Source organism: Streptomyces nojiriensis (assembly GCF_017639205.1).
Taxonomy (GTDB): domain Bacteria; phylum Actinomycetota; class Actinomycetes; order Streptomycetales; family Streptomycetaceae; genus Streptomyces; species Streptomyces nojiriensis.
Genome location: NZ_CP071139.1, coordinates 3229481 through 3243892 on the forward strand (window position 1 = coordinate 3229481; position 14412 = coordinate 3243892).

Below are 14412 nucleotides of genomic sequence, written 5' to 3' on the forward strand. Positions count from 1 at the left end.
CCACTCCTCACCGCCGTGTGAGCAGGGCTCCCCATACGGCCCGGGCACGGTGCAGCCGGTAGGAGAGCTTGCCCCACGGGCGGTAGCTCCACGGGATGGCGTTCACATAGCCGTCGACCTGTCGGAACTGCTCCAGGGCCGCGCGGTAGCGGTGCTGCCGGACGAGGAAGTAGGCGAGCAGGTGCCGCGCCTCCGGCAGGTTCGGGTGACCTTCTGCCGCTCCGACGTCCTCCAGCGCCGCGTCCACGAGCGCGACGACGTGCGGCGTACCGAACAGGCCCGCGGGGTCGCCCACCAGGTCCACTTCCTCGTACCACGCGAGCAGGGGCAGGAGCGCCAGCAGGCTTCCACGCGGCGCCTGCCGGGCCGCGCGCGCCGCGAACTCCTCCACCTCGGCCCGGGAACCACTCCACTTGCTGCAGAAGTACAGCAATGCGGAGTAGTGGGCGCCGAAGTGGTGCGGCGAGGCTGCCTCGACCTCGGCCAGCAACGCGCCCATCTCGTCCTTGGAGAAGGCCAGCCCGCGCCCGACCGTGACCATCCCGGCCAGCGGCGTCGGATCTCCCGGACAGCGGCGTGCGGCGTGCGCCAGCTCCACGCGCGCCGCGGCGAGCTCCTGGTGGAAGCCGGCGAACTGCTGCTGGGACGTCAGACTCGCCGACCGGAACCCGCGCAGCCGCCATGCCCGCTTCACGTGCGTACACCCGGCGACCAAGATCGCGTCGGGGTCGTCCGGGGCGGCCGCCTGCCAGGCCTTCAGCCAGCCGTCACCGTCGTACGCGGCCGAGTACGCCAGGTGCCCGGCGTAGTACGTACGGCGCTCCCAGTCGGTTCCGGCCGCCTCCATGAGGTCGGCCGCGGGCTGCCACGCTCCACCGCGCACGGCCTTGAGCGCGCGCTGGAGCTGCGGATCGGGCCCGGCCAGACGCCCGTTCAGGGGCCGTGGGGGTATGAGGGCGGCCAGGAGGAAGCACAGCACCACAACCGCAGCCACCGTGTAGAGGATGGGTATGGACACGGATGAATCAACCAACTGAGGCTGGGCCACTGAGGTTCCCGTCATCGAACTCGTCCGCCCGTCTGTTCGAGATACGAGCGCAGCGGAGTATGCAACATCGACAACGGAGCGGACAACGGCCGATCATGCGGCAGGGCGGGGCGCATCCGACCGTCCCGCCCCTGCCCCCGCTCCTGCCCCCGCCCCTGCCCCCGCTCCCCTACTCCTCCGGCGGGAAGACCGGCTCGCCCGTCGCCGCCAGGGTGATCAGGATGGCCTCCACCGGGCAGCCCTCCGCCGCCGCGAGGATCGGCTCGTTCGCGTCCGACTCGGCGGTGCGCGGGTGGGACTGGCGTGCCGTGTCCAGGACGAAGCCGTCCGGGGCGTGGTTCACGCACATGCCCGAGCCGATGCAGACCCCCCGGTCCACCTCGACCTGCCAGCGGTCACCCATCAGGCACCCGCCTCGCCTGCGCCGGATGAATACGCGGCCGGGAGGTGGATCATCTTGTGCTCCAGGTACTCGCTCAGGCCCTCCGGGCCGAACTCCCGCCCCAGGCCGCTGTTCTTGTAGCCGCCGAACGGCCCCAGCATGTCGAGGCTGAAGGTGTTCACGTTGAAGGTGCCGGTGCGGATCCGGCGGGCGAAGTCGATGCCGCGCTCGACGTCGGCGGTCCAGACGCTGCCGCTGAGGCCGAAGTCCGAGTCGTTGGCCACCCGTACCGCCTCGGCCTCGTCCCCGTAGGGGATCAGGCAGACGACCGGGCCGAAGATCTCCTCGCGGGCGATCCGCATGGAGTTGTCGACGTCACCGAAGAGGGTGGGCTCCACGTACCAGCCCTGCTCCAGGCCCGCCGGGCGGCCGCCGCCCGCCAGGACCTTCGCACCCTCCTCCTGCCCGATGCGGATGTAGTCCAGCGAGCGCTGCTGCTGCCGCTTCGCGACCAGCGGGCCGAGCTGGGTCGCCGGGTCGAGCGGGTCGCCGACGACGAGCGCGCCGGCCGCCGCCGCGAGGGCCTCGGCCACCTCCTCGTACCGGCTGCGGGGGGCGAGGATGCGGGTCTGGGCGACGCACGCCTGGCCGTTGTTCATCCAGGCCGCGGGCACGATCCCGGCCACCGCGGTCGCCACGTCGGCGTCCGGGAGGACCACGGCCGCCGACTTGCCGCCGAGTTCGAGGGTGACGCGGGTGAGGTTGCGGGCGGCGACCTCCATCACGCGCTTGCCGGCCGCGACCGAGCCGGTGAAGGCGACCTTGTCGATGCCGGGGTGCCCGACGAGGTACTCGCTGACCTCGCGGTCGGCGGGCAGGATCGACAGCACGCCCTCGGGGAGTCCGGCCTCGCGCGCGATGTCGGCCAGGATGTAGGAGTCGAGCGGCGCCTCGGGCGACGGCTTGAGGATCACCGTCGAGCCGGTCAGGAGGGCGGGCGCCAGCTTGGCCGCCGCCACGAACTGCGGGACGTTCCACGGGATGACGGCGGCGACCACGCCCACCGGCTCCCGGCGCACCAGGATCGGGCCGAGCACGCCCTGGCGGTGCTCCTCGTACGGGTAGGCGCGGGCGACCGTGATCGCGGCGTCGTAGACCATCATCGGGCCGAGCGCCTGGGCGAGGACGCTCCAGGAGTACGGGGAGCCGTTCTGGGAGCTGATCGAGCGGGCTATCTCCTCGTGCCGGACGGCGATGGCGTCCTTGATCCGGGAGACGACGGCGATCCGCTCGTCCAGGGTCATCCGCGGCCAGGGCCCCTCGTCGAACGCCGTGCGCGCGACGGCGACGGCGCGGTCGACGTCCGCCTTCGAGGCGTGCGGGACGGAGCCGATGACCTGCTCGGTGTGGGGGGAGACGATCCGGATCCTGTCGGTGCCCAGCGGATCCGTCCACTCCCCGCCGATGAACAGCTTTCCGTGTTCCACGAGCTCGGTCATGGCTGAGGCCTCCTGCGGCTTGACGTTCCAGAACTGATACCAGTTCTAGTTAGAGGAGTCCACGGCCAGGACTGAACCTCCGTCGGTGCGGTGGAGAAGATCGAACGACTAGTCAGGGAGCCCGGAAAGTGGTCGACTTGGGCTACTACTGGAACACGTTCTCGTCCGGGGGCGGCGACAGGGGAGGGCGGGCGCATGACGGAGGACACGCCACAGGTCACGGGAGACACGCCGCCAGGCGCGGAGCACACGTCGCCGGTCACGGAGGACACGTCCCCAGACGCGCAGGACACGTCGCCGGTCACCGGCGACACACCACACGTCACCGATCACGGCGGCGGCGTGTGGGCCATCAAGGTCCCCATCCCCGACAACCCCCTCGGACACACCCTCGTCCACGTCCTCGACACCGACCGCGGCCCGGTCCTCGTCGACACCGGCTGGGACGACCCCGCCTCCTGGGACACCCTCGCCGCCGGCCTCGCCGCACTCGGCACCGCCGTCACCGACATCCACGGGGTGGTCATCACCCACCACCACCCCGACCACCACGGCCTCTCCGGCCAGGTCCGCGAGGCCTCCGGCGCCTGGATCGCCATGCACGCCGCCGACACCGAGGTCGTCGTACGGACCCGCTCCTCCGAACCCGGCGTCTGGTTCGACTACATGAGCGCCAAACTCGCCGCAGCCGGAGCCCCCGAGGAACACATCGCCCCGCTGCGCGCCGCCCGCGCGAGCGGCCGCATGCGGACCCTGCCCGGCCTGCGCGCCGCCGTCCCCGACCGGGAGATCGTCCCCGCCGAACTGCTCCCCCTCGCCGGGCGCCGGCTGCGCGCGATCTGGACCCCAGGCCACACCCCCGGCCACGTCTGCCTGCACCTGGAGGAATCCCACCCGGCGAACCTCCCCGGGAACGGCCGCCTCTTCTCCGGGGACCACCTGCTGCCCGGGATCTCCCCCCACATCGGCCTGTACGAGGCCCCGGAGGACACCCGCGTCACCGACCCCCTCGGCGACTACCTCGACTCCCTCGAACGCATCGGCCGCCTCGGACCCGCCGAGGTGCTCCCCGCCCACCAGCACGCCTTCACCGACGCACCCGCCCGCGTACGGGAGCTCCTCGACCACCACGAGGAACGGCTGAGGGGCCTGTGGACGCTGCTGGCCGAGCCGCTGACCCCGTGGGGCCTGGCCGAGCGGATGGAGTGGAACCGGCCCTGGGAGCAGATCCCGTACGGCTCCCGCAACATCGCCGTCTCCGAGGCGGAAGCCCACGTGCGGCGGCTGGTGAAACAGGGCCGCGCCGAGGCGGTGCCGGGCACGGACCCGGTGACGTACCGGGCCGTGTAAGGGGCGCCCGGCCCCTGCGCCCCCAGGGGCCCGCCGGTTACGGGCCGGTAGAGTGAACCTGTCGTCCACACCTCTGTACGGGGGGAAGCCGGTGCAATTCCGGCGCTGACCCGCAACCGTGACCCACCCCCGGCACCGCCCGGGCGGGGAGCCGGAATGCCCCGTGCCGAAGGTGCGCGGCTCGTGCCGCCGGAGCCCCGGCGGCCGGCACCGTCGAGGTAAACGGAGCCGGAGCCCGGTGCCTGTGCGTGCCTGCTGCCGGTTCCCCCGTACGAGAGGCACCACCCCCCTATGAACGTCCGTCGCAGCGCAGCCGCGCTCGCCGCCTCCGCCGTGCTCTGCGTGGGCGCCGCCCCCGCAGCCCTCGCCGACACCGCGCCGCCCGCCTCCCCCTCCGCGCCCCCGGTCATCCCCTCCGGTCTGTACGGCAAGAGCGACCCCACCTACGACGGCGTGTGGCGGCAGTCCTTCGCGCTGCTCGCCCAGCACACCGTCGATGTCGAGCCCGCCCGCGAGGCCGTGGTCTGGCTGCTCGGCCAGCAGTGCCAGACCGGCGGCTTCCCCTCCTTCCGCGCGAACCCCGCCGTGGCGTGCGACGCGAACACGATGTACGACACGAACGCCACCGCGGCGGCCGTGCAGGCCCTGAAGGCGCTCGGCGGCCACGACGGGGACGTCAAGAAGAGCGTGGACTGGCTGAAGTCCGTCCAGAACGAGGACGGCGGCTGGAGCTACGTGCCCGGCTCCCCCAGCGACGCCAACTCCACCGCCGTGGTGATCAGCGCCCTGGCCGTGGCGGGCGAGAAGCCGGCCGAGATCAGGTCCAAGGCGGGCAAGTCGGCCTACGAGGGCCTGCTCCCCTTCCAGCTGGGCTGCGCCGCCGAGCCGGCCGCCGACCGGGGCGCCTTCGCCTACCAGCCGGCCGACGGCAAGCTCCTCGCCAACGCCGACGCCACGGCCGCCGCCGCCCTGGCCGGCCTCGGCAAGGGCGCGGCCGTCGTCCCGTCCGCCGAGAACACCCCCGCCGCCCCACTGGCCTGCCCGGCCGCGAACGCCGCCGACCCGGTGGCCGCCGCCCAGGGCGCGGCCGGCTACCTGGCCGAGGCCCTCAAGAAGGACGGCCACCTCATGGCCGTCACCCCGGGCGCGGACCAGCCCACCCCCGACACCGGCAACACCGTCGACGCGGTACTGGCCCTGGCCGCCGCCGGCCACAAGGAGTCGGCGGCGGGCGCCCTGAAGTGGCTGGAGACCAACTCCGCCGAGTGGGCGAAGGGCAGCCCGGCCGCCCTGGGCACCCTCGTCCTCGCCACCCACGCGACCGGCAACGACCCGAAGTCCTTCGGCGGCACCGACCTCGTCGCCGCGCTGAACGCGACCGGCCCGGCCCCGCAGGGCGCGGACACCGAAGCGACGAAGGTGGACAGCAAGAAGGAGAAGCCCTCCGGCGGCCAGAACGTCTGGTGGATCGTCGGTTCGTGCGCCGCGGCCGGTGTCGGCATCGGCATCCTGCTGAGCGGCCGCCGGAAGAAGAACCACTCCTGATGCGCCGCCGCCTGCCCGCCGTGGCCCTCGCTCTCGGAATCACCCTGGCCCTGCTGGCCGCCGCCCCGGCGCTGGCGGCCGGCTACCGCTACTGGTCGTTCTGGGACGGCTCGGCGGGCGGCCGGTGGTCCTACGCCACCCAGGGCCCCTCGATGGCCCGCCCCGCGGACGGCGCCGTCCAGGGCTTCCGCTTCTCGGTGAGCAAGGACGCGGCGGCACAGGCGGCCCAGCCGCGCGCGGCGGCCGACTTCGAGGCCGTCTGCGGGACGACCGCCCCGACGGAGGGCACCAAGCGGGTGGCACTCGTCATCGACTTCGGCGTCCCGCAGGACGCCCCGGCGGGCGACGTCCCGCCCGAGGCCGCCCCGCGCACGGCGTGCGCCCAGGTGGCCCCCGAGGCCACGACGGCCGAGGCCCTGGCCTCGGTCGCCAAGCCGCTGCGCTACAACAGTGCGGCGCTGCTGTGCGCGATCTCCGGCTACCCGAAGCAGGGCTGCGGTGACCAGGTCGCGGAGTCCTCGGCAGCGCCCGAACCCTCCGCCGCTCCGGAATCCGGCGGGGGCCCGTCCGCGGGCCTGCTCGCCGGCATCGCCGCGGTGGCCGCCCTGGCAGCGGCTGGCATCTGGCAGTCCCGCCGCCGCACCCGATGACCGGCCCCGGCGCCGCGGCGCACCCCGGCGACGACGCCGAGCCGACCACCACGCACACCGGCGCCCCCCGGACCGCGCCCACCACCGGCACCGGCAATGAGGGCACGCCAACCACCCCGGCGACCCGCACCACAAGCACCGGTACCCGCCGGGCCGCGCCCCTCTCCGCCGACGGCAAGCCGGCCGCCGGGGCGACCCGCGCCACGGCCACGGCCACGGGCACGGGCACGGGCGCCGGTACCCGCCGGGCGTGGCCGCAGGCCCACCGCGCACCCGGCGGCCTGCCCCCGGCCCGGCGGAGCCCGGCCGGGGCGCAGGTCCCCGCGCACCGGTCGACGTACGAAAAGTGGAAACCCCCGCAGGCCGGCCGGGCCACCGCCCTGCACGCGGGGGCCTGGTGGCTGTGGGCCCTCGGCCTCGCCACCGCCGCCTCCCGCACCACCAACCCGCTGCTGCTCGGGCTGCTCGTCGGCGTCGCCGGGTACGTGGTCGCGGCCCGCCGCACCGACGCGCCCTGGGCCCGTTCCTACGGCGCCTTCCTCAAACTCGGCCTCTTCGTCATCGGCCTGCGCCTGCTCTTCTCCGTGCTCCTCGGCTCCCCCCTCCCCGGTACGCACCCCCTCTTCACCCTCCCGGAGATCCCGCTCCCGGCCTGGGCCCAGGGCATCCGCTTCGGCGGCCGCGTCACCGCCGAGCAGCTCGTCTTCGCCTTCTACGACGGGCTGAAGCTGGCCACGCTCCTGGTGTGCGTCGGCGCCGCGAACGCCCTCGCCAATCCGGCGCGGCTGCTGAAGTCCCTCCCGGCCGCCCTGTACGAGGCCGGGGTCGCCGTCGTCGTCGCCATGACCTTCGCGCCGAACATGGTCGCCGACGTCGTGCGCCTGCGGACCGCCCGCCGGCTGCGCGGCCGGCCCACGGGCGGGGTGAAGGCCATCCTCCAGATCGGCCTGCCGGTCCTGGAGGGCGCTCTGGAACGCTCCGTCGCCATCGCCGCATCGATGGACGCGCGCGGCTACGGCCGTACCGCCGAGGTCCCGCCCGCCGTCCGGCACACCACCAACGCCCTCACCCTCGGCGGCCTCATCGGCATGTGCGCGGGCACGTACGGCCTGCTCGCCGCGCAGGGCGCCGCGTACGGGCTGCCCGTGCTCGGCGTCGGCGCGGCCCTGGCCGTCGCCGGCCTGCGCCTGGGCGGCCGCCGGTCGGTGCGGACCCGCTACCGGCCCGACCGCTGGGGGCCGCGCGCCTGGCTGGTCGCCGGATCGGGCGCGGCCGTGGCCGCCCTGCTGATCCACGCCGGTTCCGTCGACCCCGCCGCCCTGCACCCGGGCGTGGTCCCGCTGGCGGCCCCCACGCTCCCGCTGTGGCCGACGGCCGCGATCCTGATCGGCCTGCTGCCCGCCTTCGTGGCACCCGTACCGCCCAAGGAGGCGTCGCAGTGATCCGCTTCGAGCAGGTGTCGGTCGTCTACGAGGGCGCGTCCGCCCCCTCCCTGCGGGGCGTCGACCTGGTGATCCCCGAGGGGGAGCTGACGCTGCTGGTCGGCCCGTCTGGTGTCGGCAAGTCCACCCTGCTGGGGACGGTCTCCGGACTGGTCCCGCACTTCACGGGCGGCACCCTGCGGGGCCGGGTCACGGTCGCCGGCCGGGACACGCGCACCCACGAGCCGCGCGAGCTCGCGGACGTGGTCGGCACGGTCGGCCAGGACCCCCTCGCGCACTTCGTGACGGACGTGGTCGAGGACGAGCTCGCCTACGGCATGGAGTCGCTGGGCCTGCCGCCTGCGGTGATGCGCCGCCGGGTGGAGGAGACCCTGGACCTGCTGGGCCTGAACGAGCTGCGCGACCGGCCGATCGCGACGCTGTCCGGCGGCCAGCAGCAGCGGGTGGCGATCGGCTCGGTCCTCACCCCGCACCCGCGGGTGCTGGTGCTGGACGAGCCGACGTCCGCGCTCGACCCGGCGGCGGCGGAGGAGGTCCTCGCGGTCCTGCAGCGCCTGGTGCACGACCTGGGCACGACCGTGCTGATGGCGGAGCACCGGCTGGAGCGGGTCGTCCAGTACGCCGACCGGGTCCTGCTCCTGCCGTCGCCGGGCGCGGCCCCGGTCATCGGCACCCCGGCCGAGATCATGGCCGTCTCCCCGGTCCACCCGCCGGTGGTCTCCCTGGGCCGCCTCGCGGGCTGGTCCCCGCTCCCCCTCTCGGTCCGCGACGCCCGCCGCCGAGCCGCTCCGCTGGTGGCCCGCCTGTCCGCTGCGCCAGGCATCCCGGACCGCCTGTCCGGGCCCGCCCACCCCGCCGCTTCCCAGGGCTCCGCCCCGGACCCCGCGCCTCAAACGCCGGCGGGGCTGAAACTTCCGGCCCCGCCCGTTCCAGCCCCGCCGGCGTTTGAGGCGATCCCAGCCCCGCCGGCGCCTGAGGCAAACCCAGCCCCGTCGGCGTTTGAGGCGATTCCAGCCTCGCCGGCGTTTGAGGCGCGGGGGTCCGGGGGCGGAGCCCCCGTCGCCGGAGCCCCCGGGCTGCTCTCGCGCCTGCTCCGCCGCGGCCGGCCGAGCCCCGACTCCGCCCCCGCCCCCCGGGAGGCCCCGGCCGAGGTCCACCGGGTCACCGTCCGCCGCGGCCGCGTACAGGCCCTGCACGACATCACCCTCACCGTGGCCCCGGGCGAAACCATCGCCCTCATGGGCCGCAACGGCGCCGGCAAGTCCACCCTCCTCTCCACCCTCGTCGGTACGGTCACCCCCACCACCGGCGAGGTGACCGTCGGCGGCCGCACCCCCCACCGCACGGCACCGCCCGAGATGGTGCGCCGCGTCGGCCTCGTTCCGCAGGAACCCCGCGACCTCCTCTACGCCGACACGGTCGCCGCCGAGTGCGCCGCCGCCGACTCCGACGCCGCCGCGCCCCCCGGCACCTGCCGGGACCTCGTCTCCGCGCTGCTTCCGGACGTACCCGACGACATCCACCCGCGCGACCTCTCCGAGGGCCAGCGCCTGGCCCTCGCCCTGGCCCTCGTCCTCACCGGCCGACCCGCCCTGCTGCTCCTGGACGAGCCCACCCGCGGCCTGGACTACGCCGCCAAGGTCCGCCTGGTCGAGATCCTGCGCGGCCTGGCCGCCGACGGCCACGCCATCGTCCTGGCCACCCACGACGTGGAGCTCGCCGCCGAGCTGGCCCACCGCGTGGTGATCCTGGCCGGCGGGGAGATCGTCGCGGACGGCCCGACCGCCGAGGTCGTCGTCTCCTCGCCCGCCTTCGCGCCGCAGGTGGCGAAGGTCCTCGCCCCGGACCCCTGGCTCACCGTGCGCCAGGTCGCCGAGGCCCTGGACGCGGCGGAGGCCCCGTGAACCGCCCCGCCCGTCCCGGCCGTCCCGCCCGTCCCTCCCGCCCCGTCCGGATCGGCCCCCGCGCCGCCGTCACTCTGGTCCTCGTCACCCTCATCGGCATCGCGGCCTTCGGCTGGCCGCTGCTCGCCGACCGCGGGTCGGGCCTCGCGCACGCGCAGGACGCCCCCTGGCTCTTCGCCGCGCTCCTCCCGCTGCTGGTGGCGGTGGTCGTCGCGACCATCGCCGACAACGGCATGGACGCGAAGGCGGTGGCGATGCTCGGTGTGCTCGCCGCCGTCGGGGCGGCGCTGAGACCGCTGGGCGCGGGTACGGCCGGGCTGGAGCCCATGTTCTTCCTGATGGTGCTCAGCGCGCGGGTCCTCGGTCCCGGCTTCGGCTTCGTCCTGGGCTCGGTGACGATGTTCGCCTCCGCCCTGCTGACGGGCGGGGTCGGGCCGTGGATGCCGTTCCAGATGCTGGCGATGGGCTGGTTCGCGCTGGGGGCCGGGCTGCTGCCGGGCCCGGAGAGGATCCGGGGCCGGGCGGAGCTGCTGATGCTGGCCTCGTACGGCTTCGCGGGCTCGTTCGCGTACGGCACGGTCATGAACCTGCAGGGCTGGGTGCTGCTGCAGGGCATGGGCCAGGGCATCTCCTTCCATCCGGGGGAGCCGGTGGCCGCGAACCTGGCGCGGTTCGCCGCGTACTGCCTGGCGACCTCGGTGGGCTGGGACCTGGGCCGGGCCGTACTGACGGTCGTACTGACCCTCGCCCTCGGGGCGACCCTGCTGAAGGCGCTGCGCCGGGCGACCCGCAAAGCTGCCTTCGCCCCCCCGTCTCCTTCGATCCGGGGGCCTCGACCGCGGGCGAACCCGCCTTCGGGAAGGGTACGAACGGCAGCGGAGGGTGACATTCGGGGCCTCCCCCGGTGACCCGCCCCATAGGACCTGGGTCACATACGAATCCGGCTAGTAGGCCTCGGAGCCCCCGGACCCTCCCCTGCGGACGGTCGGTGGGGCTCCCGCTGCGAGGTCCACTAGTAAGCCGGACCTTTGCCAGGGCGTCGGGGCGTCTGTAGAACTGGATGAGTCGCAAGGCGGCAGGGGTACTTCACCCTCCGCCGACGAACCCCTCTCCACCGCGTGAGTGGCTCACGCATGTCTTCGGCATGTCTGCGACCGCCCTTGTCCCCGTCGGAAGGTCAATCCGTGTCCAACGCCATCATCCGCCGCATCGCCACCTCCAAGAAGGCCCTCGCGGGCTCCGTCGTCGCCCTGGGCGTCGCCGGCTCCATGCTCGCCACCGTTCCCGCCCAGGCGGCCCCGGTGAGCGCCAAGGCGATCGCGCAGCAGATGATCAAGGACCCGGCCCAGTTCGCCGCCTTCGACAAGATCATCTCCCACGAGAGCGGCTGGGACTACACCGCGACCAACGCCTCTTCCGGTGCCTACGGCCTGGCCCAGGCCCTGCCGGCCTCGAAGATGGCCTCCGCGGGTGCGGACTGGAAGACCAACCCGGCCACCCAGATCAAGTGGGGCCTGGACTACATGAACGACCGCTACGGCAGCCCGGTCGGCGCCTGGAACTTCTGGTCCGCCAACCACTGGTACTAAGCCGCCCCAGCGGGCAGCACAGCGAAAAGCAGACATACGAAGGCCCCGGTGGCCGGCCTCCCCAGGTCCGGCCTCCGGGGCCTTCTGCATCCCATCCCACGGGTCTCAGCGGCGCCTCACAGGCGCTGGATGATCGTGCCGGTCGCCAGCGCGCCCCCCGCGCACATGGTGATCAGCGCGAACTCCTTGTCACGGCGCTCCAGCTCGTGCAGCGCGGTGGTGATCAGCCGGGCGCCGGTCGCGCCGACGGGGTGGCCGAGCGCGATGCCCCCGCCGTTGACGTTGACCTTCTCCAGGTCCTGGTCGAAGACCTGCGCCCAGGACAGGACCACGGAGGCGAAGGCCTCGTTGATCTCGACGAGGTCGATGTCCCGCAGCGACATCCCGGCCTTGCCGAGCACGGCCCGCGTCGCGTCGATCGGCCCGTCCAGGTGGTAGTGCGGGTCGGCGCCGACGAGCGTCTGGGCGACGATCCGGGCGCGCGGCTTGAGCTTGAGGGCGCGGGCCATCTTGCGCGAGGCCCACATGACGGCGGCGGCTCCGTCGGATATCTGCGAGGAGTTCCCGGCGGTGTGCACGGCGGTGGGCATGACCGGCTTGAGCCGGGCCAGCGCCTCCATGCTCGTGTCCCGCAGCCCCTCGTCCCGGTCGACCAGGCGCCACATGCCCTGTCCGGCGGCCTGTTCCTCCTCGGTCGTCGGCACCTGCACGGCGAAGGTCTCGCGCTTGAACCGCTCCTCGGCCCATGCGGCCGCGGCCCGCTCCTGCGAGCGGAGCCCGAGCCGGTCGACGTCCTCGCGGGACAGGCCCCGGTGGCGGGCGATCCGCTCGGCGGCCTCGAACTGGTTCGGGAGGTCGACGTTCCACTCGTCCGGGAAGGGCTTGCCCGGGCCGTGCTTGGATCCGGAGCCGAGCGGCACGCGGCTCATGGCCTCGACGCCGCAGGCGATGCCGATGTCCATGACCCCGCCGGAGATCATGTTGGCGACCATGTGGTTGGCCTGCTGCGAGCTGCCGCACTGGCAGTCCACCGTCGTCGCGGCGGTCTCGTACGGGAGTCCCATGGCGAGCCAGGCGTTGCGGGCGGGGTTCATCGACTGCTCGCCGGCGTGCGTGACGGTTCCGCCGACGATCTGCTCGACGCAGTCGGGCTGGATTCCGGTACGGGCCAGCAGTTCGCGGTAGGTCTCACCGAGCAGGTAGGCGGGATGGAGGTTGGCGAGAGCGCCCCCGCGCTTACCGATCGGGGTGCGTACGGCTTCGACAATGACGGGTTCCGCGGCCATGAGCTCGTCCTCTCCTGCACTGCGTCAGCACGGCGGGCCGTCCCGGCGCCCCGCCCCGAACTAGTACGCGTTCTAGTTCTCCCCGCAGTCTTATGACCTGAGGCCCCGGCACGCAAGGGTCTTGCACGCGGCCTGCACGGATTCCACACGCAACAGTTGGCGCCAGGACCCTTGTCACTTCTAGAACTCGTTACTACCTTCAAGCCAACTTCTGATGGTCCGTCAGACTTTGGAGTTGCCCGATGTCCTGCCCCGCACTGCCCGAAGGCTTCGACGCCACCGACCCAGACCTGCTGCAGAGCCGCGTCCCCTTCCCGGAGTTCGCGCAGCTGCGGCAGACCGCGCCCGTGTGGTGGTGCCCGCAGCGGCGGGGCGTCACCGGCTTCGACGACGAGGGCTATTGGGCCGTGACCCGGCACGCGGACGTCAAGTACGTCTCCACGCACCCGGAACTGTTCTCCTCGACGACCAACACCGCGATCATCCGCTTCAACGAGCACATCCAGCGTGCTGCGATAGATGCCCAGCGCCTGATCATGCTGAACATGGACCCGCCGGAACACACGCGCGTGCGCCAGATCGTGCAGCGCGGCTTCACCCCCCGGGCCATCCGCGGCCTGGAGGAGGCCCTGCGGGACCGCGCCCGGAAGATCGTCGAGGAGGCCGCGGCGACGGCGGCCGACGGCAGCTTCGACTTCGTCACGCAGGTGGCGTGCGAGCTCCCGCTGCAGGCCATCGCCGAACTGATCGGCGTACCGCAGAAGGACCGCACCAAGATCTTCGACTGGTCGAACAAGATGATCGCCTACGACGACCCGGAGTACGCGATCACCGAGGAGGTCGGCTCCAACGCGGCGATGGAGCTCATCGGCTACGCGATGAACCTCTCCGCCCAGCGCAAGGAATGTCCGGCCAAGGACATCGTCACCCAGCTGGTGGCGGCCGAGGGCCAGGGCAACCTCGGCTCGGACGAGTTCGGCTTCTTCGTGCTGCTGCTGGCGGTCGCGGGCAACGAGACCACGCGCAACGCCATCAGCCACGGCATGCACGCCTTCCTCACCCACCCCGAGCAGTGGGAGCTGTACAAGGCGACCCGGCCGTCGACGGCCGCCGAGGAGATCGTCCGCTGGGCCACCCCGGTGGTGTCCTTCCAGCGCACCGCCACCCAGGACACCGAACTGGGCGGCGCGAAGATCAAGGCGGGCGACCGGGTGGGGATGTTCTACTCCTCCGCCAACCACGACCCCGAGGTCTTCACGAACCCGGACGTCTTCGACATCACCCGCGACCCCAACCCCCACCTGGGCTTCGGCGGCGGCGGCCCGCACTTCTGCCTCGGCAAGTCGCTGGCGGTGATGGAGATCGACCTGATCTTCAACGCCCTGGCCGACACCCTCCCGGACCTCCACCTGACGTCCGAACCCCCACGCCGCCTCCGCGCGGCCTGGCTCAACGGCATCAAGGAACTCCGCGTCACCCACCCATAGCCCCGCCGTCGTTCGAGGCCCTGAATCCGGGGCGGAGCCCCGATCTTCCAGCCCCTCCAGCCCCGCGTCCCCCTCCCCCCTTCCAGCCCCGCCGGCGATTGAAGCGCGGGGTCCGGGGCGGAGCCCCCCGGGTCTTCCAACCTCGCCCCCTCCCCTCCAGCCCCGTCGGCGATTGAGGCGCGGGGTCCGGGGGCGGAGCCCCCCGGGTCTTCCAGCCCCGCCGGCGTTTG

The 14412-nt window shown here is 73.4% G+C and carries 12 protein-coding genes and 1 riboswitch; of the genes, 8 read left to right on the forward strand and 4 right to left on the reverse strand.

What is annotated here, in order from left to right; all coding sequences use genetic code 11:
• Window positions 1–7: 7 nt before the first annotated feature.
• From JYK04_RS15060 to JYK04_RS15070, 3 genes are all read right to left on the reverse strand, one after another.
• On the reverse strand, window positions 8–1018 hold the full coding sequence (locus JYK04_RS15060; RefSeq protein ID WP_189747773.1) for a hypothetical protein: 1011 nt from the start codon (window positions 1016–1018) through the stop codon (window positions 8–10).
• Window positions 1019–1217: 199 nt separating this feature from the next.
• Window positions 1218–1451, reverse strand: coding sequence for a ferredoxin (locus JYK04_RS15065; protein ID WP_189747771.1), 234 nt, complete (start codon window positions 1449–1451; stop codon window positions 1218–1220).
• Complete coding sequence (locus JYK04_RS15070) at window positions 1451–2929, reverse strand: aldehyde dehydrogenase (RefSeq protein WP_189747770.1); 1479 nt, start codon at window positions 2927–2929, stop codon at window positions 1451–1453. Before JYK04_RS15070 ends, JYK04_RS15065 begins: the two co-directional genes overlap by 1 nt.
• 195 nt (window positions 2930–3124) lie before the next feature.
• Between JYK04_RS15070 and JYK04_RS15075 the strand changes: the two genes are divergently transcribed.
• From JYK04_RS15075 to JYK04_RS15105, 7 genes are all read left to right on the forward strand, one after another.
• Window positions 3125–4279, forward strand: a complete 1155-nt coding sequence (locus JYK04_RS15075) for a Strvi_7410 family MBL fold metallo-hydrolase (protein WP_229876924.1) — start codon at window positions 3125–3127, stop codon at window positions 4277–4279.
• An 83-nt stretch (window positions 4280–4362) separates the two neighbouring features.
• A riboswitch (cobalamin riboswitch) is annotated at window positions 4363–4432 on the forward strand.
• 138 nt (window positions 4433–4570) lie between these two features.
• Window positions 4571–5824, forward strand: coding sequence for an SCO2321 family membrane protein (locus tag JYK04_RS15080; RefSeq protein ID WP_189747768.1), 1254 nt, complete (start codon window positions 4571–4573; stop codon window positions 5822–5824).
• A complete protein-coding gene (locus JYK04_RS15085) occupies window positions 5824–6474 on the forward strand; it encodes an SCO2322 family protein (protein WP_189747766.1) in 651 nt (216 codons plus the stop codon). Before JYK04_RS15080 ends, JYK04_RS15085 begins: the two co-directional genes overlap by 1 nt.
• 281 nt (window positions 6475–6755) lie before the next feature.
• Window positions 6756–7916: an energy-coupling factor transporter transmembrane component T gene (locus tag JYK04_RS15090; RefSeq protein WP_189747866.1), complete on the forward strand. Its 1161-nt coding sequence runs from the start codon at window positions 6756–6758 to the stop codon at window positions 7914–7916.
• Complete coding sequence (locus tag JYK04_RS15095) at window positions 7913–9820, forward strand: ABC transporter ATP-binding protein (RefSeq protein WP_189747765.1); 1908 nt, start codon at window positions 7913–7915, stop codon at window positions 9818–9820. Before JYK04_RS15090 ends, JYK04_RS15095 begins: the two co-directional genes overlap by 4 nt.
• Window positions 9817–10728, forward strand: a complete 912-nt coding sequence (locus JYK04_RS15100) for an ECF transporter S component (RefSeq protein WP_229876923.1) — start codon at window positions 9817–9819, stop codon at window positions 10726–10728. The genes JYK04_RS15095 and JYK04_RS15100 overlap by 4 nt, the downstream gene beginning before the upstream one ends.
• Window positions 10729–11004: 276 nt before the next feature.
• Window positions 11005–11409, forward strand: a complete 405-nt coding sequence (locus JYK04_RS15105; RefSeq protein WP_483030229.1) for a lysozyme family protein — start codon at window positions 11005–11007, stop codon at window positions 11407–11409.
• A 116-nt stretch (window positions 11410–11525) separates the two neighbouring features.
• On the opposite strand, the gene JYK04_RS15110 is transcribed toward JYK04_RS15105, so the two are convergent.
• Window positions 11526–12695, reverse strand: coding sequence for a steroid 3-ketoacyl-CoA thiolase (locus JYK04_RS15110; RefSeq protein WP_189748648.1), 1170 nt, complete (start codon window positions 12693–12695; stop codon window positions 11526–11528).
• Between the two features lie 242 nt (window positions 12696–12937).
• On the opposite strand from JYK04_RS15110, the gene JYK04_RS15115 reads away from it, so the two are divergent.
• Window positions 12938–14182, forward strand: a complete 1245-nt coding sequence (locus JYK04_RS15115; RefSeq protein WP_189748645.1) for a cytochrome P450 — start codon at window positions 12938–12940, stop codon at window positions 14180–14182.
• Window positions 14183–14412 lie beyond the last annotated feature (230 nt).

What these genes read in the sequence shown, in the direction of transcription:
- JYK04_RS15070 (WP_189747770.1), bottom strand. Translation starts at nt 2,929, where the DNA reads ATGACCGAGCTCGTGGAACACGGAAAGCTGTTCATCGGCGGGGAGTGG.
- JYK04_RS15115 (WP_189748645.1), top strand. Translation starts at nt 12,938, where the DNA reads ATGTCCTGCCCCGCACTGCCCGAAGGCTTCGACGCCACCGACCCAGAC.
- JYK04_RS15075 (WP_229876924.1), top strand. Translation starts at nt 3,125, where the DNA reads ATGACGGAGGACACGCCACAGGTCACGGGAGACACGCCGCCAGGCGCG.
- JYK04_RS15085 (WP_189747766.1), top strand. Translation starts at nt 5,824, where the DNA reads ATGCGCCGCCGCCTGCCCGCCGTGGCCCTCGCTCTCGGAATCACCCTG.
- JYK04_RS15065 (WP_189747771.1), bottom strand. Translation starts at nt 1,451, where the DNA reads ATGGGTGACCGCTGGCAGGTCGAGGTGGACCGGGGGGTCTGCATCGGC.
- JYK04_RS15080 (WP_189747768.1), top strand. Translation starts at nt 4,571, where the DNA reads ATGAACGTCCGTCGCAGCGCAGCCGCGCTCGCCGCCTCCGCCGTGCTC.
- JYK04_RS15110 (WP_189748648.1), bottom strand. Translation starts at nt 12,695, where the DNA reads ATGGCCGCGGAACCCGTCATTGTCGAAGCCGTACGCACCCCGATCGGT.